Source organism: Methyloterricola oryzae (assembly GCF_000934725.1).
GTDB lineage: Bacteria > Pseudomonadota > Gammaproteobacteria > Methylococcales > Methylococcaceae > Methyloterricola > Methyloterricola oryzae.
Map to the genome: position 1 here is coordinate 105,353 of NZ_JYNS01000009.1, position 25,831 is coordinate 131,183.

The 25,831-nt window shown below is 61.4% G+C and carries 19 protein-coding genes; 16 read left to right on the forward strand and 3 right to left on the reverse strand.

Features of this window, described 5'->3' with window-relative positions; all coding sequences use genetic code 11:
* The first annotated feature begins 11 nt into the window (after positions 1-11).
* Together carB and greA are read left to right on the forward strand one after the other, a co-directional pair.
* A complete protein-coding gene (gene carB, locus EK23_RS13270) occupies positions 12-3,227 on the forward strand; it encodes a carbamoyl-phosphate synthase large subunit (protein WP_045225853.1) in 3,216 nt (1,071 codons plus the stop codon).
* Between the two features lie 69 nt (positions 3,228-3,296).
* The gene (gene greA / locus EK23_RS13275) at positions 3,297-3,773 is read left to right on the forward strand and encodes a transcription elongation factor GreA (RefSeq protein WP_045225854.1); all 477 of its coding nucleotides are present in this window, start codon (positions 3,297-3,299) and stop codon (positions 3,771-3,773) included.
* On the opposite strand, the gene yhbY is transcribed toward greA, so the two are convergent.
* Positions 3,770-4,045 (reverse strand): ribosome assembly RNA-binding protein YhbY, encoded by a 276-nt coding sequence (gene yhbY, locus EK23_RS13280; protein WP_045225855.1) that lies wholly within the window; start codon positions 4,043-4,045, stop codon positions 3,770-3,772. The two genes, greA and yhbY, sit on opposite strands and share 4 nt — an antisense overlap.
* A 39-nt stretch (positions 4,046-4,084) precedes the next feature.
* On the opposite strand from yhbY, the gene rlmE reads away from it, so the two are divergent.
* The 13 genes from rlmE (at position 4,085) to EK23_RS13345 (ending at position 21,965) form a co-directional block, all read left to right on the forward strand.
* Positions 4,085-4,708, forward strand: coding sequence for a 23S rRNA (uridine(2552)-2'-O)-methyltransferase RlmE (gene rlmE, locus EK23_RS13285; protein WP_045225856.1), 624 nt, complete (start codon positions 4,085-4,087; stop codon positions 4,706-4,708).
* Between the two features lie 183 nt (positions 4,709-4,891).
* Complete coding sequence (ftsH, locus tag EK23_RS13290; RefSeq protein WP_200892159.1) at positions 4,892-6,805, forward strand: ATP-dependent zinc metalloprotease FtsH; 1,914 nt, start codon at positions 4,892-4,894, stop codon at positions 6,803-6,805.
* Between the two features lie 168 nt (positions 6,806-6,973).
* On the forward strand, positions 6,974-8,317 hold the full coding sequence (glmM, locus tag EK23_RS13295) for a phosphoglucosamine mutase (RefSeq protein ID WP_045225858.1): 1,344 nt from the start codon (positions 6,974-6,976) through the stop codon (positions 8,315-8,317).
* A 74-nt stretch (positions 8,318-8,391) separates the two neighbouring features.
* On the forward strand, positions 8,392-8,790 hold the full coding sequence (gene gloA, locus EK23_RS13300; protein ID WP_045225859.1) for a lactoylglutathione lyase: 399 nt from the start codon (positions 8,392-8,394) through the stop codon (positions 8,788-8,790).
* Between the two features lie 158 nt (positions 8,791-8,948).
* Positions 8,949-9,194, forward strand: coding sequence for an RNA chaperone Hfq (hfq, locus tag EK23_RS13305; RefSeq protein WP_045225860.1), 246 nt, complete (start codon positions 8,949-8,951; stop codon positions 9,192-9,194).
* Between the two features lie 188 nt (positions 9,195-9,382).
* Positions 9,383-10,684 (forward strand): ribosome rescue GTPase HflX, encoded by a 1,302-nt coding sequence (gene hflX, locus EK23_RS13310; RefSeq protein WP_045225861.1) that lies wholly within the window; start codon positions 9,383-9,385, stop codon positions 10,682-10,684.
* Positions 10,685-10,808: 124 nt separating this feature from the next.
* Positions 10,809-11,996: an FtsH protease activity modulator HflK gene (gene hflK / locus EK23_RS13315; protein WP_045225862.1), complete on the forward strand. Its 1,188-nt coding sequence runs from the start codon at positions 10,809-10,811 to the stop codon at positions 11,994-11,996.
* A complete protein-coding gene (gene hflC / locus EK23_RS13320; protein WP_045225863.1) occupies positions 11,996-12,853 on the forward strand; it encodes a protease modulator HflC in 858 nt (285 codons plus the stop codon). Before hflK ends, hflC begins: the two co-directional genes overlap by 1 nt.
* Before the next feature lie 160 nt (positions 12,854-13,013).
* A complete protein-coding gene (locus EK23_RS13325) occupies positions 13,014-14,201 on the forward strand; it encodes an ATP phosphoribosyltransferase regulatory subunit (RefSeq protein ID WP_045225929.1) in 1,188 nt (395 codons plus the stop codon).
* Between the two features lie 42 nt (positions 14,202-14,243).
* Positions 14,244-15,536, forward strand: a complete 1,293-nt coding sequence (locus EK23_RS13330; RefSeq protein ID WP_045225864.1) for an adenylosuccinate synthase — start codon at positions 14,244-14,246, stop codon at positions 15,534-15,536.
* 1,051 nt (positions 15,537-16,587) lie between these two features.
* Complete coding sequence (locus tag EK23_RS13335; RefSeq protein ID WP_045225865.1) at positions 16,588-17,502, forward strand: VPLPA-CTERM sorting domain-containing protein; 915 nt, start codon at positions 16,588-16,590, stop codon at positions 17,500-17,502.
* Positions 17,503-17,728: 226 nt separating this feature from the next.
* Positions 17,729-19,360: a hypothetical protein gene (locus tag EK23_RS13340; protein ID WP_145998660.1), complete on the forward strand. Its 1,632-nt coding sequence runs from the start codon at positions 17,729-17,731 to the stop codon at positions 19,358-19,360.
* 157 nt (positions 19,361-19,517) lie between these two features.
* Positions 19,518-21,965 carry a methyl-accepting chemotaxis protein gene (locus EK23_RS13345; RefSeq protein WP_052808166.1) on the forward strand — a complete coding sequence of 816 codons (2,448 nt, stop codon included), beginning with the start codon at positions 19,518-19,520 and terminating at the stop codon, positions 21,963-21,965.
* Positions 21,966-22,039: 74 nt separating this feature from the next.
* On the opposite strand, the gene EK23_RS13350 is transcribed toward EK23_RS13345, so the two are convergent.
* Positions 22,040-23,431, reverse strand: coding sequence for a sensor histidine kinase (locus tag EK23_RS13350; protein ID WP_045225867.1), 1,392 nt, complete (start codon positions 23,429-23,431; stop codon positions 22,040-22,042).
* Positions 23,424-24,095 (reverse strand): response regulator, encoded by a 672-nt coding sequence (locus EK23_RS13355; protein WP_045225868.1) that lies wholly within the window; start codon positions 24,093-24,095, stop codon positions 23,424-23,426. The genes EK23_RS13350 and EK23_RS13355 overlap by 8 nt, the downstream gene beginning before the upstream one ends.
* Positions 24,096-24,254: 159 nt before the next feature.
* On the opposite strand from EK23_RS13355, the gene EK23_RS13360 reads away from it, so the two are divergent.
* Positions 24,255-25,676: an OpgC family protein gene (locus EK23_RS13360; protein WP_082054181.1), complete on the forward strand. Its 1,422-nt coding sequence runs from the start codon at positions 24,255-24,257 to the stop codon at positions 25,674-25,676.
* Positions 25,677-25,831: the final 155 nt, after the last annotated feature.

Here is a 25,831-nt window from a genome sequence, read left to right on the forward strand (position 1 = left end):
TACCGTCTCCTATGCCGAAAAGAACCGACATACAGTCCATATTGCTGCTGGGCGCCGGCCCCATCATCATCGGCCAGGCCTGCGAGTTCGACTACTCCGGGGCGCAGGCCTGCAAGGCGCTCAAGCAGGAGGGCTATCGCGTCATTCTGGTGAACTCCAACCCGGCCACCATCATGACCGACCCGGAGATGGCCGACGCCACCTATATCGAGCCCATCGACTGGCAGACGGTGGCGCGCATCATCGAGAAGGAGCGGCCCGATGCCCTGTTGCCTACCATGGGCGGGCAGACTGCCCTCAACTGCGCCCTGGACCTGGACCGCGAAGGGGTGCTTGCCAAGTTCGGCGTGGAAATGATCGGCGCCAGCAAGGAAGCCATCGACAAGGCCGAGGACCGGGAGAAGTTCAAGCAGGCCATGACCAAGATCGGCCTGGGTTCGGCGCGCTCCGGCATCGCCCACACGGTGGAAGAGGCGCTCAAGGTCCAGGAGAGCATCGGCTATCCGGCGATCATCCGGCCTTCCTTTACCCTCGGCGGTAGCGGCGGCGGCATTGCCTACAACCGCGAGGAGTTCGTGGAGATCTGCGAGCGTGGCCTGGAGCTTTCGCCCACCCATGAGCTGCTCATCGAGGAGTCGGTGCTGGGCTGGAAGGAATACGAGATGGAGGTGGTGCGCGACCGTCGCGATAACTGCATCATCATCTGCTCCATCGAGAACTTCGACCCCATGGGGGTGCACACCGGCGATTCCATCACCGTGGCCCCGGCGCAGACCCTCACCGACAAGGAATACCAGATCCTGCGCGACGCCTCCATCGCGGTGCTGCGCGAGATAGGCGTCGACACCGGTGGCTCCAACGTGCAGTTCGCCGTGAATCCCGCGGATGGGCGTTTGATCGTCATCGAGATGAACCCCCGGGTCAGCCGCTCCTCGGCGCTGGCCTCCAAGGCCACGGGTTTCCCCATCGCCAAGGTGGCCGCCAAGCTGGCGGTGGGCTACACCCTGGACGAGTTGCGCAACGAGATCACCGGCGGCGCGACGCCCGCCTCCTTCGAGCCCAGCATCGACTACGTCGTGACCAAGGTGCCGCGCTTCGCCTTCGAGAAGTTTCCCCAGGCGGACGACCGGCTCACCACCCAGATGAAATCCGTGGGGGAGGCGATGGCCATTGGCCGTACCTTCCAGGAGTCGTTGCAGAAGGCGCTGCGCAGTCTCGAAACCGGCGTCGACGGCTTGAGCCCCAAGATCGACATTCAGTCCGAGGACGCGATGGAGATTCTGCGGCGTGAACTGCGCCATCCCGGCCCCGAACGTATCTATTACGTGGCGGATGCCTTCCGCGCCGGCTGGAGCCTGGACGAGGTGTTCGAAACCACCGCCATCGATCCCTGGTTCCTGGCGCAGATCGAGGACCTGATCGTGGAGGAACAGGGCCTGGCCAGGCGTACCCTGGCGACCTTGTCGGAAAGCGAACTCTACAGCCTCAAGCGCAAGGGCTTTTCCGACTCGCGTCTGGCGCGCCTGCTGGACAGCGGCGAGGCGGAGGTGCGCGCCACCCGCCACAAATACGGCATCCGGCCGGTGTTCAAGCGCATCGATTCCTGCGCCGCCGAATTCGCCTCCGCCACCGCTTATCTGTATTCCACCTACGAGGAGGAATGCGAAGCGGCGCCCTCGGAGCGGGAGAAGATCATTGTGCTGGGCGGCGGTCCCAACCGCATCGGCCAGGGCATCGAGTTCGACTATTGCTGCGTGCACGCGGCCATGGCCCTGCGCGAGGATGGTTACGAAACCATCATGATCAACTGCAATCCGGAGACGGTGTCCACCGACTTCGATACCTCCGACCGTCTCTACTTCGAGCCGCTCACCCTGGAGGACGTGCTGGAGATCGTTCATCTGGAGAAGCCGACCGGCATCATCGTCCAGTACGGCGGGCAGACCCCGCTCAAGCTGGCCCGCGCCCTGGAGGCGGCCGGGGCGCCGATCATCGGCACGTCGCCCGATTCGATCGACCTGGCGGAGGATCGCGAGCGCTTCCAGAAACTGGTGGACCGCCTGAACCTCAAACAGCCGCCCAACCGCACGGCGCGCTCCCTGGAAGAGGCGGTGATCGCCGCCCATCAGATCGGCTATCCGCTGGTGGTAAGGCCTTCCTACGTGCTGGGCGGGCGCGCCATGGAGATCGTGTTCAACGACGACGACCTGATGCGCTACATGCGCGAGGCGGTGAGCGTCTCCAACGAGTCGCCGGTCCTGCTGGACCGCTTCCTCGACGATGCCATCGAGATGGATGTGGACGCGTTATGCGACGGTGAGCAGGTCCTCATCGGCGGGCTGATGCAGCACATTGAGCAGGCGGGCGTGCATTCCGGCGACTCGGCCTGCTCCATTCCGCCCTACGACCTGTCCGATGCCATCCAGACGCGCATCCGCGAGCAGGTCAAGCTGCTGGCCGAGGCCTTGGGTGTGGTGGGTCTGATGAACACCCAGTTCGCCATCCAGGGGGAGGCAATCTTCATCCTGGAGGTCAACCCCAGGGCTTCGCGCACCGTGCCTTTCGTCTCCAAAGCCACCGGATATCCCCTGGCCAAGGTGGCGGCGCGCTGCATGGTGGGCAAGACCCTGGCGTCTCAGGGCATTGGGGAGGAGCGCATTCCGGAGTACTATTCGGTCAAGGAGGCGGTGTTCCCCTTCATCAAGTTCCCGGGGGTGGATCCCTTGCTGGGGCCTGAGATGAAGTCAACCGGCGAGGTGATGGGCGTGGGTGCTTCGTTCGGCGAGGCCTACGCCAAGGCGCAGCGCGCCGCCAGCGTGAAATTGGCCAACGCGGGAGTGGTGTTCATCAGCATCCGCGACGCCGACAAGCCCAAGATAGTGCCGATCGCCAAGGACCTTGCGGAATACGGCTTCCAACTGGTGGCCACCCGTGGCACCGCCAAGGTGCTGAACGATGCCGGCATCCAGTGCGCCGTGGTGTTCAAGGTGAACGAGGGGCGGCCCCACATCGTGGACATGATCAAGAACGGCGAAGTCCAGTTCATCATCAACACCACTGAGGGCAAGAAGGCCATCGCCGACTCCTTCACGATACGGCGTCAGGCACTGCAGCATCAGGTGACGTACACCACCACCCTGTCCGGCGCGCGGGCTACCTGCCACGCCTTGCGGGAACTGGACGCGGGTGGAGTCAACCGCCTGCAGGACCTGCACCGAAACTGGTAGTTTTTCGCCGCTTCACTCCGCCGCAGGTGCTGGGCGTCGCGGCTCCATGAAGATCAAGATGGAACATTCATGAATAAAGTGCCAATTACTGTCCGGGGCGCGGAGAAACTCCGCGAGGAACTGAGCCATTTGAAGTCCGTGGTGCGCCCGCGCATCATCCAGGCCATCGCCGAGGCGCGGGCTCACGGCGACCTCAAGGAGAACGCCGAGTACCACGCCGCCCGCGAGCAGCAGGGATTCGCCGAGGGCCGCATCAAGGAGATCGAATCGAAGCTGGCCAACTGCCAGATCATCGATGTGACCCAGCTCAATACCGATGGCAAAGTGGTGTTCGGGGCGACAGTCGAACTGGAGGATCTGGACAACGAGCAGGTGGTCACCTACCAGATCGTGGGCGAGGACGAGGCGGACATCAAGGAAGGGCGCATTTCTATCACATCGCCCATCGCGCGGGCCCTGATCGGCAAGCGCGAGGATGACGTGGCGACGGTGCAGGCGCCGGGCGGCGTGCGGGAGTACGAAATCCGCTCGGTCAAGTATATCTAGCTCTTCTGCTCTGGCCGCTTGCGGTACAGGGTGACAATGTGCCCGATGGACTGCACCAGGTCGGCGCCCAGGTCACTGCAGATTTGCTGCGCCATTTCCTTCCTCATCTCGCGGTCGTCCGCGTTGATGCGCACCTTGATCAGCTCGTGGTGCTCCAGGGCCAGGTTGATCTCGCTCAATACGGCCGGGGTCAGTCCGGCCTGACCGGTAATGACCACCGGCTTCAGGGCGTGCGCCCTGGCGCGCAGTTGTTTTTTCTGTTCTGATTTCAAGAGTGGTGTCTCCTCTAATGATGCGGGTAGGCTGAAAGCATGGCGCGTAGCAGCAGCAGTCACAGGTGGCTGGCCGAACATTTTTCCGATGAATACGTCAAGCTGGCGCAGGAGCGGGGCTACCGTTCAAGGGCCGTGTTCAAGCTGGAGGAAATTCAGACGCGTGACCGCATTTTGAAACCCGGCATGACGATCGTGGACCTGGGCGCGGCACCGGGGGGGTGGTCGCAGTACGCGGCCGAGCGCGTCGGAAAAAGCGGTGCGATTATAGCCCTGGACCTGCTGACAGTGGAACCGTTGCCCGGGGTGACCTTCATTCAGGGGGATTTCCAGGAGCAAGCGGTGTTGGATGAATTGCTGTCTGTCCTGGCGGGTCGCGCCGTGGACCTAGTGCTGTCTGATATGGCGCCGAACATGAGCGGAACCCGCGCGGTGGACCAGCCTCGCGCCATGTACCTGGCGGAGCTGGCGCTGGATATGGCTGCGAAAATCCTAAAGCCGGGCGGCACCTTCGTCGTTAAACTCTTCATGGGCGCCGGTTTTGACGAGTACCAGCGCGAGGCGCGCCGGTATTTCGCGCAACTGGTGACCCGCAAGCCCAAAGCCTCCCGGGACCGCAGCCGCGAGGTCTACCTGGTCGCCAAGAATCGTCGCGGCAGTTAATTTTGCTTTCCCGGAACAAATCTCCAGGGCTTTAGTCATATAAACGTCACGAACTGGTTCCGGATCGGGATAAACTCGCTGCAAAAGCGTATACAAGACTGTGACGGCTGGAACGTATCCTGATAGTATTCCTGATGTGTTTGATCGGACGTTTGTCCGAAAAGGGAGCGTGTAGTGAACGATATGCTTAAGAACATCATCTTGTGGGTGGTCATCGCCGTCGTGCTGATGTCCGTTTTCAACAATTTCGGCTCCCGCAAGTCCATGGATTCGTCCATGTCCTATTCCCAGTTCATCTCGGCGGTGAATGAAGGTCAGATCAAGCAGGTGACCATCGACGGCCAGGTGATCAAGGGCATGATGGGCACCGGCGAGAAATTCACCACCTACAGTCCGGCCGATCCCCATCTGGTCGATGATCTGTTGAAGAACCACGTGGAGATCAAGGCGCAGCCGCCTGAACAGCAGTCGCTGCTGATGCAGATCTTCATATCCTGGTTCCCGATGTTGCTGCTGATTGCCGTGTGGATTTTCTTCATGCGACAGATGCAGGGCGGTGGGGGCGGTCGAGGGGCCATGTCCTTCGGCAAGAGCAAGGCCCGTTTGCTGGAGGAAGACCAGGTCAAGGTCACCTTCGCCGACGTTGCCGGCGTGGAAGAAGCCAAGGAGGACGTGTCCGAAATGGTCGACTTCCTCAAGGATCCCAGCAAATTCCAGAAGCTGGGCGGCAAGATTCCCCGTGGTGCCCTGATGGTGGGTCCGCCCGGAACGGGCAAGACCTTGCTGGCGCGCGCCATCGCCGGCGAAGCGAAAGTGCCTTTCTTCACCATTTCCGGTTCGGACTTCGTGGAAATGTTCGTGGGTGTGGGCGCTTCCCGTGTGCGCGACATGTTCGAGCAGGCCAAGAAACACGCGCCCTGCATCATCTTCATCGATGAAATAGATGCCGTGGGCCGTCACCGCGGCGCCGGTCTCGGCGGCGGTCACGACGAGCGCGAGCAGACCCTGAATCAGTTGCTGGTGGAAATGGATGGCTTCGAAGGCAATGAAGGCATCATCGTCATAGCCGCCACCAACCGCCCTGATGTGCTCGACCCGGCGCTCCTGCGTCCAGGCCGCTTCGACCGCCAGGTGGTGGTGGGCCTGCCTGACGTGCGTGGCCGCGAGCAGATCCTCAAGGTACACGTCAAGCGGGTCCCGGTGGCGGACGACGTGGAAGTCAAGTACCTGGCCCGCGGTACGCCCGGGTTCAGCGGTGCCGACCTGGCCAATCTGGTCAACGAGGCGGCCCTGTTCGCGGCGCGCAAGAACAAGCGCACCGTGGAAATGGAAGACTTCGAGAAGGCCAAGGACAAGATCCTGATGGGCGCGGAGCGCCGCTCCATGGTCATGAGCGAGGAAGAGAAGAAGCTCACGGCCTACCACGAGGCGGGACATGCCATCGTCGGCCGACTGGTGCCGGAGCACGATCCGGTCTATAAGGTCAGCATCATGCCGCGTGGGCGGGCTCTGGGCATCACCATGTTCCTGCCGGAGCGCGACCAGTACAGCGCGAGCAAGCAGAAACTGGAGAGTCAGATCTCCAGCCTGTTCGGAGGCCGGATCGCGGAAGAACTGATCTTTGGCAAGGAACGCGTCACCACTGGCGCATCCAACGACATCGAGCGTGCCACCAACCTGGCGCGCAGCATGGTGACCCGTTGGGGCCTGTCCGAGCGCCTCGGTCCTCTGGCCTACAGCGAGGAGGAAGGTGAGGTGTTCCTGGGCCGCTCCGTGACCAAGCACAAATCGGTGTCCGAAGAGACCGCTCACTTGATCGATGAGGAAATCCGCTCGGTGATCGACCGCAACTACGAGCGTTCGGAGCGTATCCTCAAGGAAAACATGGAGAAGATGCACATCATGGCGGAAGCCCTGATGAAGTACGAAACCATCGATCATTTCCAGATCGATGACATCATGGAAGGCAAGGTGCCGCGTGCCCCGCAGAGTTGGGAAGACACCCCGCCGCCGAGCAGCAATGGGCCGAGCGGCTCCAGCGCAAAGGATAATTCCGTGGATACGGCCGGCATCGGCAAGCCCGCCACCCAGCACTAAGGGTCGGTGACGGACAGCCCCCCGCGTCCCATGAGGGCGCGGGGGGCTTGTTTTTTTGGAGGGCATCGCTGGCGGCGCCAAGGCCGACGGTTCAGACCGGCCGTATGGGCTAAAATACGGGGCCTGGAAAGCCGGCGGCGAGCGGCCGTCATATTTAGGAGACAGGGCGTGACGAAAAGCTATTTTGGTACCGACGGAATCCGGGGAACAGTGGGCGAATACCCCATCACGCCCGATTTCATGCTGAAGCTGGGTTGGGCCGCAGGCTGCGTGTTCGCTAAAGGCGATCCGGAACCGAACGTGCTGATCGGAAAAGATACCCGGATTTCCGGCTACATGTTCGAGGCGGCACTGGAGGCCGGACTGGCCGCCGCCGGTGTCAACTGCCAGTTGCTGGGTCCCATGCCGACCCCGGCCGTGGCCTATCTCACGCGGACGTTCCGGGCCCAGGCCGGGATCGTGATCAGCGCTTCCCACAATCCCCATTACGATAACGGCGTGAAGTTTTTCGGCTCCGACGGCATGAAGCTGCCGGATGACATCGAAGCCCGCATCGAAGCGCAATTGGACATGCCCATGACGACGGTGGATTCCGCCCACATCGGCAAGGCTTCGCGTATTGGTGACGCTGCCGGGCGGTACATTGAGTTTTGCAAGGGTACAATTCCCTCGCGCATGGATTTCAGCGGCACGCGCATCATCGTGGATTGCGCGCACGGTTCCACGTACCACGTGGCGCCGCCGGTGTTCGAGGAGATCGGCGCCAGCGTCACCCGTATCGGCACCCATCCCGACGGCCTGAACATCAATGACGGTGTGGGGGCCACCAAGCCCGCGCGTCTGGTGCAGGCGGTTCTGGACATGAAGGCGGATTACGGTATCGCCCTGGATGGCGATGGTGACCGGCTCATCATGGTCGATCATCGCGGCGAGATCGTGGACGGCGATGAACTGCTGTACATCATCGCCCGCTCACGCCTGGAGACGTCCGGTCTGCGCGGCCCCGTGGTCGGAACGCTGATGACCAACCTGGGCATGGAGCATGCATTGCAGCGCCTGGGCGTCGGTTTTCTACGCGCCGCGGTGGGCGACCGCTATGTGATGGAACTAATGCTGCAGAACGACAGTCTTCTGGGAGGCGAGGGTTCTGGCCATATCATCTGCCGCGATCGCACCAGCACCGGTGACGGCATCGTCTCGGCCCTTCAGGTGCTCGCCGAGATGTGGCGAACCGGGCAGACGTTGCACGAATTGAAGCAGGGTATGGAGAAATATCCACAGACCCTCATCAATGTGAAGATCAAGGAGCGCGTCAAGCTGGAAAGCATACCGGCGGTGCAGCAGGTCAAGGAGGAGGTGGAGCGGGAACTGGGGCAATCGGGACGGGTGCTGCTGCGGCCTTCCGGCACCGAACCCCTGATCCGGGTCATGGTGGAGGGACGTGACGCGTCGCAGGTGGAAAACCTGGCCCAGCGTATCGCCGGCGTGGTGGCCGAGTCCCTGGCAGCGTGACGGCCCGGAAGACTCAAGATATCCTTTCGCACTTGAAGGAAGCGCGGATTAACGCCGGCGGGATGGTTCGATAAATGAGAATTTTGCATACAATGCTACGCGTGGGAAATCTGGATCGTTCCATTGCGTTTTATACCGATGTGCTCGGTATGCGCCTTTTGCGTCGTGAGGATTATCCGGAGGGTTCCTTTACCTTGGCTTTTGTGGGGTATCAGGGCGAAAGGGAAGGCACGGTGTTGGAATTGACCCATAATTGGGACACGGACCATTACGACCTGGGTAGTGGTTTTGGCCATATCGCCGTCGAGGTCGAGAATGCGCAGGCGGCCTGCGAAAAGGTGAGGCAACTCGGGGGAAAGGTGGTGCGTGAAGCCGGTCCCATGAAGCATGGCAGGACGGTGATTGCCTTTGTGGAGGATCCGGACGGATACAAGATAGAATTCATCGAAAAAGGAACCCAAGGAGTGGATTGAATACGCGCCCTGTAAGGCCTCTATCGCGAAAAACTGTTTTTTATTCAGAGCCTGAGTCCGGCCCGAGAGCAAGTGGCGGATTGCGGTATTATCTGTTCTAATTTGATTTGGATTCGCTGGCCATGGGAGCCGGCGCAATAAGAATAAGGAGAAAGAGGATGTCAAAAGGGCAAAACTTGCAAGATCCATTTTTGAATGCGTTAAGAAAAGAACACGTGCCGGTTTCCATTTATCTCGTGAATGGCATCAAGCTGCAGGGAAAGATCGATTCTTTCGACCAGTACGTGATCATGCTGAAGAACACCGTCAGCCAGATGGTTTATAAGCATGCCATCTCCACCATCGTCCCCGCGCGGCAGGTGAGGGTACCTCACATGTCTGAAGGCGCCGAGGGCGAGGAATAGCCCCATCCGTCCAACCCGCATCCATCCGCCGTTCGGGTCATCGCGCGGGAATGGCAGGTCCGCTTACGCGGCAGTCCCCGCCCGTGCCATGACCAGCTTCGAGCCGATCCGCAAAGTGTTTGTCCCGCTTGGCGCGTTAGCATGCAGTAGCACGCTGAGGAGCCGTCGCGCCAAGGGGCGCCACCCCCTTGTTTGACAGGCCGCAAACCGGCGAACGCGCCGTCCTGGTTCACCTGGAAACCCGGGGCGATGGGGAAGACTTGCTGGAACTCAAGGAACTGGCCCGATCCGCCGGAGCGGAAACAGTCGGCGTAGTGACTGGCAAGCGGCAGATCCCCGACGCACGCTACTTCATAGGCAGCGGCAAGTTGGAGGAATTGGCTCTGACCGTGGCCGCAACGGGTGCTGAACTGGTTCTGTTCAACCATATGCTCTCCCCGAGCCAGGAGCGCAATCTGGAGAAGGCGCTCAATGTCCGGGTCGTGGACCGCACCGGCTTGATTTTGGACATCTTCGCCCAGCGGGCGCAGTCCTTCGAGGGCAAACTGCAGGTGGAACTGGCGCAGTTGCGTCATCTCTCCACCCGATTAGTTAGAGGCTGGACCCACCTGGAGCGGCAGAAGGGCGGCATCGGACTGCGTGGTCCCGGCGAGACCCAGCTGGAGACGGACAAGCGCCTGCTTGGCCACCGGATCAAGGTCATCCAGAAGCGGCTGGAGAAAGTGGCGCAGCAGCGCAATCAGGGGCGCAATGCCAGACGCCGGGCGGAAGTACCTGTGATCGCCCTGGTCGGCTATACCAATGCCGGCAAGTCGACCCTGTTCAACTGCCTGACCCGCGCCGAGGTCTATGCGGCCGACCAGTTGTTCGCGACCCTGGATCCGACCTTGCGCCGGCACCAATTGGACAACCGGCAGGTGATCATCCTGGCGGATACCGTGGGCTTCATCCGGCATCTGCCCCATGAATTGGTCGCGGCCTTCCGCTCCACCCTGAGCGAAGCCAGCGATGCGGACCTGCTGCTGCATGTCATTGACGTCAACGACGAGCGCATGGAGGACACCATCGCCGAGGTCGATGAGGTGCTGGACCAGATCGGCGCTTCCGATGTTCCGCAGATCAAGCTGTTCAACAAGATCGACCTCAAGGAGGAGCCCGAGCCGCGCTTCGAGCGGGACGAATCGGGCGCAGTCGACCGCATCTGGCTGTCCGCCCGTGAAGGGCTGGGCCTGGAACTGCTGGACCAGGCGTTGGCCGAACGCTTTTCCGGCGCGCCGCTGCGGATGGAACTCAGATTGAGGGCCGACCAGGGAGCGTTGCGGGCGCGCCTTTACACCGTGGCCCGGGTTTTGCGGGATGAGCCAGGCGAGGATGGGTGGACCCTGGAAGTGGAAATATCGAGGCGGGATGCGGCGTTGCTGCCTGTCGAAAGCCAGCGGCAATCACAGCCTGACGAGAGCGAGGCTGTCCGCGCCATGCTGGCCGATTGAAGCGGCTCTTCCGGTTTTTTGAATGAGCTGATGTTTTCCTGGATAATTTCCGTTACAGGATTGTCATTTAAAGTAGGCGTTCAACCGAGTGCCAACAAAAACGAAATAGCGAAGGAGTCACAACATGTCCTGGAACGAACCGGGCAGTAACAAGAAAGACCCCTGGAGCGGGCGGGACCCGCAAGATGCGCCGCCGGATCTGGACGAGGTCATGCGAGCCCTACAGGAAAAGATCGGCAAGTTCTTCGGCGGTGGCGGCGGAAGAGAACCGCGGGATCCCGTGAAGACTGCCGCAGTGCTTGCGGCGGTGCCTCTCGCCATCTGGGCCTTAACGGGTATCTATATCGTGGACGAAGGCAACCGCGGCGTCGTGACGCGTTTCGGCAAGTATGCCGAAACCACTTTGCCGGGCCCGCATTGGCATCTGCCCGCGCCGATCGAAAGCGTGACCATCGTCAATGTGGAGCAGCAGCGCTTCATCGAGGTGGGCTACCGCTCCGGTGGACGCCAGCAGTCCATGGGATCGGTGCCCAAGGAAGCCCTGATGCTGACCCAGGACGAAAACATTGTCGACATCCGGCTGGCCGTGCAGTACCAGATCAAGGATGCGAAGAACTACCTGTTCAACGTGCTCGATCCCGACGTGACCCTTAAGCAAGTTACCGAGAGCGCCGAACGCGGCATCATCGGCAAGAGCAGCATGGATTTCGTGCTCACCGAGGGCCGTGGCGGCATCGCCGAGGAAATCAAGGAGGAAATCCAGGCCATTCTGGACGGCTACAAGGCCGGCATCCGCGTCACCACGGTGAACTTCGTCGACGCCCAGCCGCCCGAAGAAGTACAGAGCGCCTTCGAGGACGCCATCAAGGCACGCGAGGACGAACAGCGCCTGAAGAACGAAGCCGAGGCTTATGCCAACGAAGTGGTGCCGAAGGCGCGTGGCGCGGCGGCGCGACTTCTGGAGGAGGCCGAAGCCTACCGGCTTAAATTGATCGCCAAGGCCCAGGGCGAGGCCGGCCGCTTCAAGCAATTGTTGGGCGAGTACGAAAAGGCGCCCGAGGTTACGCGCGAGCGACTCTACATCGATACCATCGAATCGGTCCTGGAGAAGTCCAATACCTTGATGCTGGACGTGAAGAGCGGCAACAGCCTGTTTTATCTGCCATTGGACAAGATGCAAAAACTACCGGCCCTGACTGACGCCGTGCGTGGATCAGACACCGAGACGGCTGCCGTGGAGGGACTGGATACCTCGGCTAGAAGTGGCGCGCGGGCTGCGGTGACGCGGGGCCGTGAGGGGAGGGGACAATAATGACCATGAACAAATCCATCATTGCGCTGCTGGTTCTGCTCGCGTTTGCATCCATGTCGATGTTCACGGTGGGTGAGTCGCAAAAGGCGATCAAGTTCAGACTGGGCGAGATCGTGGAGACCGACTATACCCCCGGCCTGTATTTCAAGCTGCCGCTCATCAACAACGTCAAGAAGTTCGACGCGCGCATCCTGACCCTGGAATCGAAGCCCGAGCGCTTCCTGACCTCGGAGAAAAAGAACGTCATCGTCGATTCCTTCGCCAAATGGCGCATCAAGGACGTGTCCAAGTACTACACGTCGGTGGCCGGTGACATCATCCAGGCCAACATTCGCCTCGACCAGATCGTCAAGGATGCCATGCGCGGCGAATTCAGCAAGCGCACCATCCGCGAACTGGTTTCCTCCGAACGCGGCCGCATTCATGATGTTCTGATCAAGTCCGCCAACCCGGGGGCGGATGAGATGGGTATCGAGATCCTCGATATTCGCGTGATGCGCGTGGACCTGCCCAGCGAAGTGAGTTCCTCGGTTTATCGCCGCATGGAAGCCGAGCGCGCCCGTGTTGCTCGCGAGTTCCGCTCGCGCGGCGCAGAAATGGCGGAGCGCATTCGTGCCGACGCCGACCGGCAGCGTGAGGTCATTCTCGGTGACGCGTACCGCGATGCGGAACTGAAGCGCGGCGAAGGTGATGCGGCCGCGTCGGAGATCTACGCCCAGGCCTATGGCAAGAACAAGGATTTCTTCTCCTTCTACCGCAGCCTGACCGGTTACAAGGCGGTCTTCCGCGGCGATGGCAACAGCATCGTGCTGGAGCCCGATTCCGAGTTCTTCCGTTACTTCAAGAAGTCCAAGTAAGCCAACAGTCCGCAGCAGGTTCCGCCCGGCCCCGGTTTTTTTTCGGAACCGTTTCCGGGCGGAATCGTATAAAATGGCGCCCGGTCCGCGCGAGGCTCATGCCTACTCGCGGCCGGGTGCCTTTTCGCGTCACACTAATCCCATAGTTCAGATCGTAAACATGTTGTCGCAAGACCGTTGGTTGTTGCCGGAAGGCATCGAGGAAGTTTTGCCGGCCGAAGCCCGGCGGCTCGAGGTCCTGCGGCGCAAGGTGCTGGATATGTTCGCCGCATGGGGCTACCAGCAGGTCATCCCGCCCTTCATCGAATACATCGAATCCCTGCTGACAGGAACCGGCCACGCCTTGGACCTGCAGACCTTCAAGCTGATCGATCAGATGTCCGGCCGGCTCCTGGGCGTGCGCGCCGACATGACCCCGCAGGTGGCGCGCATCGATGCCCGCAACGCCCTGCAGGATGTGCCGGCGCGCCTGTGTTACCTGGGAACCGTGCTGCATACCCAGTCGGACCATCTGGAGCGTTCGCGCAGTCCCATGCAGGTGGGTGCGGAACTGTACGGTCATGACGGCGCCGCCAGCGATCTGGAGATCATCCGCCTCATGCTGGAGATGTTCCATGTCGCCGCCATCGAACGCGTTTTCCTGGATCTCGGTCACGTGGGCGTATATCGCGGCCTGGTGCGGCAGGCGGGATTGGACGGCCAGCAGGAATCGGATCTGTTCGACATCCTGCAGCGCAAGGCCTATCCGGAGTTGGACGAGTTTCTCGGCGCCACGTCGGTGCCGGAGGGCTGCGCGGACATGCTCGGCGCCCTCATCGATCTGAATGGGGGGCTCGAGGTCCTGAGCGCGGCGCGGCAGAGGCTCGCCGCGGCGGAGCCCGAGGTGCATTGCGCCCTGGACAATCTGGAACTGATCGCTACCAGTCTGGCGCAGGCTTTTCCCGACCTGCCCATCCACTTTGACTTGGCGGAGCTGCGGGGTTACCACTATCAGACCGGGGTGGTTTTCGCCGCCTTCGTGGAAGGCTACGGCCGCGAGGTCGCGAGGGGTGGACGCTACGACGAGATCGGGAAGGTTTTCGGAAAGGCGCGTCCCGCGACCGGCTTCAGCGCGGATTTGAAGATCCTCGCGCGCCTGGGGCAGGTTGCCGATGAACCGCTGGAGCCGGTGTTTGCCCCTGCGGTGGACGATCCCGCCTTGGCCGATGCGGTGCGTGCGCTGAGGTCGCAGGGCCAGGTGGTGATCCAGGAACTCGAAGGCCAGCGGGTCGATGCCGCCGCCCTGGGTTGCCGATACCGCCTCGAACGTGGTCCGCGTGGCTGGGACAGGGTCGCGCTGGACGCCTGAGCGTGCGCCCAAAAAATTTTCGTAAAATTTGGAACAACAAGAATGGGTAAAAACGTAGTTGTCATCGGCAGTCAGTGGGGTGACGAAGGCAAGGGCAAGCTGGTGGACCTGCTCACGGAGCGTGCTGACAGCGTGGTGCGCTTCCAGGGCGGCCACAACGCAGGTCACACCCTGGTCATCGATGGTAAGAAGACCGTGTTACACCTCATCCCCTCCGGGATTCTGCATTCTGGCGTTCGTTGTGCCATCGGCAACGGCGTGGTGCTTTGCCCGGAAGCCTTGATGAAGGAGATCGGTGTGCTCGAGGCGGCCGGCGTTCCGGTACGCGAGCGCTTGACCATCAGCGAGGCCTGCGCACTCATACTCCCCGTGCATGTGGCGCTGGATCAGGCCCGCGAGCGCGCCCGCGGCAGCAAGGCCATCGGCACCACGGGCCGCGGCATTGGCCCAGCCTACGAGGACAAGGTGGCCCGGCGCGGCCTGCGCGCCGGCGATCTGCTAAACCCCGATGGTTTCGCGGAACGCCTGCGCGAGTTGCTCGAGTACCATAACTTCGTGTTGAAGCAGTACTACCAGGCCGAACCGGTGGATTTCACGGCAACCCTGGACCATCTTCTGGCCCTGGGCGACCAGGTGAAGCCGATGCTCGGCGACGTGGCGGAAATGCTCTACGCCTATCGGGATGAGGGCAAGAATGTGCTGTTCGAAGGCGCTCAGGGCGCCATGCTGGATATCGACCACGGCACCTACCCCTATGTCACCTCGTCGAATACAACGTCGGGCGGTGCCGCATGCGGTACCGGCATCGGCCTGCTGGATTTCGACTATGTACTCGGTATCACCAAGGCCTATTCCACCCGTGTCGGCAATGGGCCTTTCCCCACCGAACTCAGTGATGACGTGGGCCGCCATCTGTCCAGCAAGGGTGCCGAAGTGGGCGCCACCACCGGGCGGGCACGCCGCTGCGGGTGGTTCGATGCGGTGTTGATGCGCAAGTCAGCCAGGCTCAACAGCCTGAGCGGCCTCTGTTTGACCAAACTGGACGTGCTGGACGGCTTGGAGACCATCGGTTTGTGCGTCGCCTACCGAATGGACGGGCATGAGACCGACACCGTGCCGGTGGGCGCGGAGCGTTACGCGCGGTGCAGTCCGGTCATGGAATGGCTGCCGGGTTGGAGCGAATCCACCGCCGGCATCACCGATTACGATCAGCTTCCCGCCAACGCCAAGGCCTACATCCACCGCATCGAGGAACTGCTGGGCGTGCCGGTGGATATCCTGTCCACCGGCCCGGACCGGGTGGAAACCATCATTTTGCGGCATCCCTTCGCCTGAACCTGGCGAGGCGCGCCGCCTCTACCGGGTGATTGGAGACTGGCGCCTTCGTTGTCTGAGGGCGCCGTAGCAATTTTTGGCCGCTGCGCCTCCCCTTAATGACCCCGGCGGCTGACCAGGCCTCATAGCTCCCCGCCTTATACCTTCGGCCGACCTGAAGGCCGCAGCACGACCGTTCCAGGCTGACGCGGTCCTACGCGGAATCTGCGCCAGCCCCATTTCACCATTCTGACAAGCAACAGCGCATCAACACCTGCGTACTGGCAGGCATGCGTGCGTGCGGACAACCCGCGATCCGGTGCGTTGACATGCCATGAACGCATAAGCACCGATGTCCAAGCAACGGTCGACATAGCAAGGCGATACGAGTGAGGAATTTGTGTAGATGCCGCCGCTAGACGCTGCGTGACCGGGACTTTGGTGGTTGAGGTAACGCCAGCAGGCTGAGTACATTGCTTATGGGTGGGAGGTAAGGTATTAAGAACAGAATATCAAGGTTATACATATTTAATTCAATTATTTATTGACCAATTCGGCGTGCTTTTTGTTTCTCCGATTATAAGGTATTGGCGTATTTCTGATGGTTATGTTTTGATAATCGTAGGGTCCTCGTTGCTCTGGGTTAAATGGATAAAATAAGGAGTGTGAGTACCACTATATAACCTGTTTATTGAGTTATTTCACTCAGTTACTCCATCTGATCTAGTGGATTGATCTGTAGTAAGTTTATTGATTTCAGGGATATGCGACAGAGTTTTGCGTATGGCCCGAATCGTGCTCATTACTCGTGGCGGGTGAGGGGGTAACCGGATGTATGAAATTGCTTGGTTTGAATAGCAGGTTGCTTGTGTTTGACGCGGCCAATCTCTGCCTATCCAGACCAAGAATTTCGTCCCTCTCCCGTGTTTTGGCAGGGGCTCCCGGTCATAGGCCGGTAGTGCCCGTTCCGTGACAGGACTGACCGCAAGTCTGACTTGCAGAGCCAACGCGCCGCGTGCAAAGGGATGCTGCAGGCGGCGCCCACTAGAATGCACCAGCATAGGAGAACAGAATGTACGTATTGAATCATCGGAACCGAATTGCGCTGACGGCCGCCGCGGCGATGCTCGGCGGCCTGTCCAGCCAGGCGGCTAACGCGGAGTTGCAGGCGCGGGATCTCGACGGCAATGCCAGCACCACCGAGGCTTTCTACGACACCGCACTCAATTTGACGTGGGTCGCAAATGGCAATTTGTTCAAGACCCAGTACGACGCCAATCCCAATATCATCCAGGACATGATAGCCGGGGCGCCGGTCATGCCCGATCAGTTCAGTTCGGACCCGAGCGGCAACCACGTCTATACGGCCGATGACTGGAGCGACCCCAATGGAGCCGGTAGCGGCACTCCCGGCGTCAATGGCGCGATGAACGGGTTTGGCGCCAATGCCTGGGTCAGTTATCTCAACAGCACCCAATACGGCGGCGTGTCGAGCTGGACGCTCCCGAAAGTAACACCCAGGAACGGCACGGAGTTTGACTTTAATTCGAGTGGGTTGTACGACGGTACTACCGACAGCGGATACCGTATCGAAAGCACGACCAACCCGCTCTCCCACCTGTATTACGTCACTCTGGGTAATAAAGCTGCGGTCGACCTGTCCGGCAACGAAGCCCCCGGCGGCGGACTGCTGAATTCAGGGCCATTCACGAACCTGCAAAATGCCGGATATTGGTATGGTACTGCAGCGCCCACTGATCCGTTTACATCGTGGTTCTTCAGCAACTTTGACGGTTCCGCCAACGCATCCGGCGACAACCTGTTTTCCGTCAACTTTGCCTTGGCCGTGGCCGCTGGGGACGTTGCGGCAGGCCCGGGTGGTCCTGGACCCGCTCCGGTTCCGGTTCCGGCTGCCGTTTGGTTGCTGAGCAGCGCCCTCGCCGGGCTGGGTATTCTGGGTCGTAGGAAAACCGCCCCAGTGGCCTGATACGCCACAGGATGGGGTTGAGGGGCGGGGGAGCGGGACGCTCTCGCGGCGTTTGCGACACTCACTCCGTGCCCCCTGTCCCTATTTGCCGGTCGCTCTCGGTGATGAGAGCGACTGTGCTGTCTTTTCTGGCTCCCGGCGCGATCGCGCTTTGATGCCCGGACGTCGCGGCTAGGCACGAGGCCACAACAGTGTCTTGCCCTGGTGACCTATGTGGAGATTTTCAATGAACCGGCCAGTCTGCCACTTGCGGGCCGCTATCCGCCTGATGTTGTTTTGCGCGTCCGTCGGCGCCGCCGAGGCGGCTTGGCTGAAAGCTTACGGACCCGATCATGATGCTACCGGCTTCAGTGTGCGTCACTCACCCCTGGGCGATTACCATTTGACTGGAGTCTCCAATTCCAGAGAGTTTTTGGCCAAGATTGACGCCGATGGGCGCTTCCTCTGGGGCAGGCGTTTTGAGGCCCCGGTGCGCGTGGAAACAGCGCCATCCAATGCCAGGCCGCCGTACCAGCACATGTTCTCGGTGCCGGCCAGGCGCAATTCTCAAGCCTTCGCCTGGGGCAAGTTGCGCGTCAATGCAAAAACCGGCGCGATCAAGAAGATATTTTCCAAGACGATGGATACTGCCATGGACGGGAACTTTGTCCTGCAAGCGGTCGCATCGCCGGCATCCAGTCTGCACTCGGGCTATGTCATTACCGGTTCGCTGAATTCCAACTGGCGTGGCGGTCCCGACGTTGCCGGCGGCGACGTGGCCGTCGCCAAGGTCAATGCCGAGACCGGGGCATTGGACTGGAGCCGCGTGCTCGGCACGGATCTGGGTGGCCTCAAGCCCTCATCGGACAAGGTGTTCCCCTTAGTCACGCAGGTCGGGGGCACGCTCTATTATTCGTTCTCCATGAGCCTCCTGGACAGTGCCGCCGGGGCGAACCCGGCCAAACTCTGGTCCTTTATCGGGAAGCTCGATGCGAAGACCGGGGCGCTGGTCGGGACTCCGGTCATCTTTGACGGGGTCAATGTCTCCCATTCCAGCCTCCCTGACGGCAGCGTGCTTGCTTACGGCAAGGCCCTGAACACGGCTACGCGCCAACTGGACCTCGTGCTCGTCAAACTCAACAAGGACTTGAAATATGAATGGGGTAAATCCTACGCCAGCGCCAGCGGCGAAATCATGGATTTGTCCACCGGCGGGAATCTCACCCGCAGAAGTGGGGAAATCGAACTCACCGGCAGCCATTTTCTGAGTCTCGCGACAGCCGAGAATTACCCGGTGGCAGTAAGGGTCGGCGCAGCAGACGGCTCTATCGTGGCGCAAAAGGAATGGCGCCTTAGAGCCGCTTCAGCCCTCGACATACTGGCCCCGTCCACGATCAAGAAGCCCGTTACGGACTTTGACCTCATGCAAGGTTCGATCGAGAGCGCCCAACCCGGAGTCCGGGATATCGTATTCGGGAAGCTCGATGCCGACCTGGTAACGTCATGGGTGCGCTCGATCCCCGGTGCCGCCGTCAGCAAAGGGGCGGTCAGTTCGTGGCGACTATCCCCCAACGAAACCCGCGGCTCGTTCAGGGTCTGGGGAATTACCAGCGCCTTTGGAGCAGGGGGGGATCACCTGTTGTTGGGCCAGGTGGACAAGCATGGAAATATTCCGGGATGTTCCTATGTGCAGGAGGAGGCAACATTGGAGATCACGCCCGATATCCTCGCGCGAGAATTTGATTTCAACGCCTTGATACGGGCGGCAAGCATGTTGCACGATCAGGGCAGGCTGCCCACGGGTGTCAAGGATTACGGCGGCGTAAACTTGCGCACCAAAACCTATAGACTCGGTGCGACCGCCGTGTGCGGAAAATAGGATTCCCGATCGGCTTGCGCTTGTTCATCCCTCTCGCACCCATGGCCTCGATCTTCTATGCGTTTCCAGACTGGCAACTATAATAACCTCGTCGCGCCTGGGGTTGGCTGCCGGCCTCTGTTCGCGTCTTCAATTGAGGAAGCAGGAGATATCAGCCATGAGTGTGCAGGAGCAGGCAAACGGACGCCAGTTTCGGGTCGGGTTTCACTTTTCCCTTCTGATCGCGATTTTCCTGGCCGGATTCGCAATCTACGGTTATCTGTCGATGGGGGCGCTACGCGAACTACAGGTCAACGGCCCGGTGTACCAGCGGGTGGTGCAAGGCAAGGACCTGATCGCTGACATCCTGCCTCCGCCGGAGTACATCATCGAGTCCTACCTGGTGGCCTTGCAGATCGAACGGGCGGCATCGGCCGAGGAGCGTCAGGCCCTGGTCGAGCGGCTCAAACATCTGCAGACGGAGTACCAGGAACGCCACCGCTACTGGGAAGGTCAGGAACTTGACGCCGCGACCCGCCAGCACTTTCTGGAGGCGAGCCACCGTGCGGTGGAGGATTATTATCTCGCCGCCTTTGACCGCTACATTCCGGCTATTCTGCGCGGCGACCGGGCTGCTGCCAGCCAAGCGCTGGATGCCATGTCGCGCGCCTATCAGCAGCACCGCGCGGAGGTGGATCAGGTGGTGGAGATGGCCAATGCGCACAATGCGGAAAGCGAGGCTTACGCCAACGGGCGCATCGATTCCACCTACATCCTTCTCGCGAGCGTGCTGGCTTTGGCCACGGCGGTCGGTTGCAGCCACGGCGTGTGGCTGGCGCGCTATTTCGGCGGCAAGCTGAAAGAGATCAACCTGGGCGTGATCATTGCGGGGCGCATCGGACGCGGTGATTTTTCCGGCATCATTCCGCCCAGCGATGACCCGCACGGGCTGATGAACGCCCTGCGCCAGATGCAGGAAAACATCGGCCTGCTGGTCAGCAGCGCCTTGCAGCTTTCGGAAGGCGCGGCGCGGGGAAACCTGAGCTTCAGGGCTGATGACAGCAAGTTGCAGGGGGATTACCGCAAGATCCTGCAGGGCATGAACCAGACCCTGGATGCCATCGTCGGCCCGTTGTCACAGGCGGCCGAGTGCATCGACGGCATTGCCCGCGGGGACTTGCCCGAAAAGATTCAAAACGCGTTTCCAGGGGATTTCGACCGGCTGAGAAGCAACCTGAACCAGGCCATCGACAACGTCAACGCGCTGATCGGGGACGCCCTGGCCCTTTCCGGCGCGGCCGTGGCAGGTCGGCTCTCGGTGCGCGCGGACGTTGACCGCCATCAGGGCGCTTACCGGCGCATCGTCGCCGGCATGAACCAAACCCTGGAGGCGGTGGTGCGACCCTTCACGGCGGCGGCGGGTCATATCGAACTCATCGCCCAGGGCGCGCTGCCGGAACCTATCGCCGAGGATTATCACGGCGATTTCAATACCTTGCGAAACAACTTGAATACCGCGACCGATAACATCCGCGCGCTGATCAGCGACACCGTAAGCCTGTCGGGCGATGCCTCTCAGGGCATACTCACGACCCGGGTGGACTCGACGCGCCACCAGGGGGATTTCCGGCGTATCGTCGAGGGGGTGAACGCGACACTGGATGCCATCATCGGCCCCAATGAAGAGGCGTCCAGGGTATTGTCTGCCCTGGCTCGGGGCGACCTGACGCTGCGCGTGCAAGGCCATTACCCCGGCGCATTCGCGCGCCTGCGCGAAGACATGAACACGGCCCTGGACAACCTGGCGGAGATCCTCGGAACGATCCAGGATGCGGCGGCTACCGCCAATACCGCGACCGAAGAGATCGTGAAGGGCAATATGGACCTGGCCCACCGCACGTCGGAACAGGCTTCCACCCTGGAGGAAACCGCGGCGAGCATGGAGGAGGTCGCCGCTGCCGAGGAACACAACACGGGCAATGCGCGGCGCGCCAATGACATGGCGGTAGCCGCATCGGCGGTGGCGGCCAAGGGTGGCGACGTGGTGCAGGAGGTGGTCAAGACCATGCATGCCATCCATGAAAGCTCCAGGAAGGTGGTCGACATCATCGGCGTCATAGACGGCATTGCCTTTCAGACCAATATCCTGGCCTTGAACGCCGCGGTGGAAGCGGCGCGGGCCGGAGAGCAGGGCCGCGGTTTCGCCGTGGTGGCTGGCGAAGTGCGCAACCTGGCGCAGCGTTCCTCGGCAGCGGCGCGGGAAATCAAGGCGCTGATCAGCGACTCCGTTGGCAAGGCCGAAACCGGCGCCAAGCTGGTGATGGATGCCGGGAACACCATGCAGGATATCGTAACCTCGGTCAACGAGGTGACTGGCATCATGTCGGAGCTGGCGAATTCCTCGAACTCCCAGAATCAGAGCCTGCACCAGATCAACGAGGCGGTGATGCAACTGGACGGCATCACGCAGCAGAACGCCGCACTGGTGGAAGAATCCGCCGCCGCCACGGAGTCCCTGAAGGAAGTGGTGAACACCCTGCAGGAAGCAGCGTCGCGCTTCCGTCTGGAAGGGAGCGCACGCTCCTTCAGAAGCCGTGCGGTTGTCCCATGCCTCGGTCTGGCGTGAGGTTTCCTTGAGGACTGCCGGCCATGCGGTCCGGGCGGGATGCGAGGTCTGATCCGGCCGCCTTGTGACTTGCGCTACAGCGGGGCGAGAAGCTCAGGGAAAAATACCTGGACGCAGGTGCCGCCGGGCGGCCGTTCCGCCGCCGAGATCCTGACATCCGCCCCATGCAGGTCGGCTATTTCATGAACGATGGCCAGCCCCAGGCCGCAGCCTTTACCGGGGGTGCCCGGAATACGGTAGAAGCGTTCGAACACTCTGCTCGATTCCTGCTCCGAGATGCCCGGGCCGTCGTCCTCCACCTTGAGGCAGGCAGCGGGCTCGCTGTTCACGCTCACGACAATGTGTCCGCCGAGTTTTCCGTAGCGGATGGCGTTGTCCAGCAGATTGCCGAGCAGTTCACGTAACAGCGTTGTGTTGCCCGCAACGCTGACAGCTACCTCGGGCGCTTCGAATGCAAGATCCATGTCTCTTTCCAGGGCTTTGGGAACCCATTCCATGCAGCAATCGCGGGCGATGCGGGTCAGGTCCAGGGCCTTGAAATGACGAGGGCCCTGCTGCACCGACTCCGACCGTGCCAGCACCAGCAATTGGGTACTCAGGTGGGAGACCTGGTCGGCGGAGGACTTGATGTAGGTCAGGGCCGGTTGCAAGGACTCTCTGTCGTTGGCCCTGAGCGCCCGCTCTGCCTGGATTTTGAGCCCGGCCAGGGGGGTTCTCAGCTGGTGCGCGGCATTTTCGACGAAACGCTGCTGGGCCGCCATTGCACCAGCCAGTTTCTGCAGCAGGGCATTGATGGTATCGGTGAGGGCGCGCACTTCCAGCGGGACGCCGGAATCCGCAATGGGCTCCAATTGCCGGCCGGAACGGCGCGCGATAGCGCGGGCAAGATCGCGCAGGGGCCGCAGGCCGCGGTTGATTCCGGTCCAGATATGCAGGCCGCTGATCAGAAGCAGCAGCACCTGCGGTAGCAAGACCGCCAGCAGGATCTCGCCCATCATCCCGCGCCGCTTGTTCAGCGTCTCAGCCACCGAGACCAGCACGTCCTCCGCGCTCGTGGTGGGCGCGGTCAGCACGGAGACGGCCCGGACCGGCTTGCCTTGGATCTGGACGTCGGAGAAGTAAGGCCGTTCCTTTTCCAGGGCCGCGATGTCCGGGCTGGGCAAGGCCTTGTCACCGGCCATGAAACCGCTGGTGGTGGATTCGACCTTGAAGAAGGTCTTGTCCACGTCGTCCCAGCGAAAGACCTCGACAGCGATGGGCGGCAGGTCGAAGGTAACCTTGTCCTTCTTGGTCTTTACCTGCTGGGCCAGAGAGCGGGCCGAATCCAGCAGCCAGCGGTCGTAGGCCTGGTCGGCGTAATGCAAGGCGACGAAATAGGACAGCGCCGCGTCCAGGCAGACGATCAGCGCCAGCGGCAGGGCCAGTCGCAGCAGCAGTTGATAGCGGAGGCTTTGCGGCCTACTCACCGTCCGCTTCCAGCAAATAGCCCAGGCCGCGCAAGGTTCTGATCCGCAGGCCAAGACCCTCCAGGCGCTTGCGCACCCGGTGCACATAGACCTCGATGGCGTTGTCGGCCAGTTCTTCGCTGCGCACGGCCAGGCGTTGGGCGATGCGTTCCTTGGAGACCACGCGTCCTGACTGCAGCAGGAGTGCTTCCAGGACGCCGTACTCGCGTTGGGGCAGGATCAGCAGCTCGCCGTCCGCCAGAATCTGCTGGTTGTGCAGGTCCAGCACCAGGCGGCCAATCGTGATGTCCTGGCTGAATCCGCCGTGGCTGCGGCGCAGCAGGGCGCGGATGCGGGCTTCCAGTTCCCGCCATTCGAAGGGCTTGGTCATGTAGTCGTCGGCCCCCAGTTCGAGGCCATCGACGCGGTCGTTGAGACCGTCGCGGGCGGTGAGGATGAGTACCGGCACCATGGACTTGCGTGCACGCAGTTCGCGCAGGACTTCCCGGCCATCAGCATCGGGCAGGCCCAGGTCGAGAATGACCAGATCGTAGGTTTGCGTGCGTAGGGTGCTATCGGCAAAGGCGCCACAGTCGGCCAAGGTGACGTGGTAGCCGGCGTCGGCGAGGCTGCGGGAAAGTCCATCCGCGACGGTCTCGTCATCTTCGATCAGGAGAATCTGCACGCGGCCCGCATCATGAAAGGTTACTGAAAGCTTCGGTTTGTATCATGTCTTGAAGACCCGGCCCTCACAGCGACCGGTCGTCAAGGGGCTGTCGGGCGCCGGCCCGCGGCGGACCCATGACATGATTCCGCAGGTTGAAAAATCGAGCAAATATTCGCCATGACAACAAAGATAGCAAGGCGGAATGCAGCGACGGGAAATTACGACGTTCTGCCTGCCACCGCAGATACACCGCGCCCTGGCCGCATCCTGCAGGTGGACTTCTTCCGCGGCATTGCCCTGTTGATCATTTTCATCAACCACATGCCGTTCAATGACGCGTTCTATCTCACGCCATCCCGGTTCGGCTTCAGCGATGCGGCCGAAATTTTCGTTTATCTGTCAGGATTTGCGGCGGCGCTGGCCTTCGGACGCAGCTTCGAGCGGGCCGGCATCGGGCTCGGAACCCTGCGTGTGTTGCATCGCTGTGGCCAGGTCTACGCGTGCCATCTGGGGCTATTCGTCCTCCTGGCGGCGATCTGTGTGCTGGGCAATCGGGCCGGCTCGGAGGTCGACTATATCCACCGGCTTTACATCGATTATTTTTTCGACCATACCGATGGAGCGCTTGCAGGGCTGGTAAGTCTGCGCTACGTGCCCAACTTCTTCGATATCCTGCCCATGTACCTGGTCATCATGCTCTGGGTCCCGGTGGTTTGGGCCCTGTCGCGCGTGCACCGCTGGCTGGCTCTGGCTTTTCCCGTGGCGCTCTACGCGCTTTCCTGGCGATTTGGCTGGGAACTACCGGCAGATCCGGGGAGCGACAGGCCCTGGTTCTTCAATCCCTTCAACTGGCAGTTGATGTTCTTCACCGGGTTCGCCTTCGCGTCCGACTGGCTTGCGTTTCCTCGGCCGACCCCGGCGCTGCGGAGGCTATGCCTGGCGGTGGTCATTCTGTCCATTCCGCTGGCCCATGAGCCCACCTACCGTCTGCTGCCCTTCCTCGCCCACCTGCGTCAGTTCATCGAGCCCCTGGTGGACAAGAGCCATCTCGGTCTGCTGCGCTGGGTCCATTTTCTGGCGCTGGCTTATCTGATGAACCTTTGGTTTCGCCAAGGCCAGCACTGGCATGAGAGCGCGCTGGTGCAGCGCATCGCGCTGATGGGGCGGCAGTCCCTGCCCATGTTTATGTTCTGCATGGCCTTGTCCTATGTCGCCGGCATGGTTCTGGATTGGTCAGGCCGCGATGTCGTCAGCCTGGCCTGGGTCAATCTGTCCGGCTTGGCCCTGATGCTGGCCACGGGCAGCGGCTTGGCATGGCTGGCAGCCAAGCCATGGAAACAACTGCCGGCACAAGACCGGCCCGAAGCGCCTCCGGCTTGGCGCTGGCGTCTGTCTGGCTACATGGTGCGCCCCGCCCTGGTGGCCGCAGGCCTGTGCGGGTTGACGCTGGCGCCTACGCTGTTGATCCAGCTTCCGTCGCCTGAACAGGCCGTGGACAACGCGCAACTGAGCCAGGACTTTTCCCGGGAGACGGTTGCAGCGCCCGGTGAGTTGGACCCCGACGCGCCGGAATTGGTGGAATGGCAGGATGGCGTGTGAGCGAATTCCGCACGGGATCGCGCGCGCCGCGTTCTGCCCTAACCGATCGACGTCCGGCCTCGCCGGCCCTTTGGGAAACGCGGAATAATTCCATACGGGATTTTTCCGCGCCCGTCACCGTAAAGCGCCCTTTCCCGGTGACTGCCAAATTCAGT

Excerpts from the sequence above, each read along its gene's own strand:
- EK23_RS13335 (WP_045225865.1), top strand. The coding sequence starts at position 16,588 with ATGTACGTATTGAATCATCGGAACCGAATTGCGCTGACGGCCGCCGCG.
- EK23_RS13345 (WP_052808166.1), top strand. The coding sequence starts at position 19,518 with ATGAGTGTGCAGGAGCAGGCAAACGGACGCCAGTTTCGGGTCGGGTTT.
- ftsH (WP_200892159.1), top strand. The coding sequence starts at position 4,892 with ATGCTTAAGAACATCATCTTGTGGGTGGTCATCGCCGTCGTGCTGATG.
- carB (WP_045225853.1), top strand. The coding sequence starts at position 12 with ATGCCGAAAAGAACCGACATACAGTCCATATTGCTGCTGGGCGCCGGC.
- greA (WP_045225854.1), top strand. The coding sequence starts at position 3,297 with ATGAATAAAGTGCCAATTACTGTCCGGGGCGCGGAGAAACTCCGCGAG.
- hflC (WP_045225863.1), top strand. The coding sequence starts at position 11,996 with ATGACCATGAACAAATCCATCATTGCGCTGCTGGTTCTGCTCGCGTTT.
- hfq (WP_045225860.1), top strand. The coding sequence starts at position 8,949 with ATGTCAAAAGGGCAAAACTTGCAAGATCCATTTTTGAATGCGTTAAGA.
- rlmE (WP_045225856.1), top strand. The coding sequence starts at position 4,085 with ATGGCGCGTAGCAGCAGCAGTCACAGGTGGCTGGCCGAACATTTTTCC.
- gloA (WP_045225859.1), top strand. The coding sequence starts at position 8,392 with ATGAGAATTTTGCATACAATGCTACGCGTGGGAAATCTGGATCGTTCC.
- hflK (WP_045225862.1), top strand. The coding sequence starts at position 10,809 with ATGTCCTGGAACGAACCGGGCAGTAACAAGAAAGACCCCTGGAGCGGG.
- EK23_RS13340 (WP_145998660.1), top strand. The coding sequence starts at position 17,729 with ATGAACCGGCCAGTCTGCCACTTGCGGGCCGCTATCCGCCTGATGTTG.
- EK23_RS13360 (WP_082054181.1), top strand. The coding sequence starts at position 24,255 with ATGACAACAAAGATAGCAAGGCGGAATGCAGCGACGGGAAATTACGAC.
- EK23_RS13330 (WP_045225864.1), top strand. The coding sequence starts at position 14,244 with ATGGGTAAAAACGTAGTTGTCATCGGCAGTCAGTGGGGTGACGAAGGC.
- EK23_RS13325 (WP_045225929.1), top strand. The coding sequence starts at position 13,014 with ATGTTGTCGCAAGACCGTTGGTTGTTGCCGGAAGGCATCGAGGAAGTT.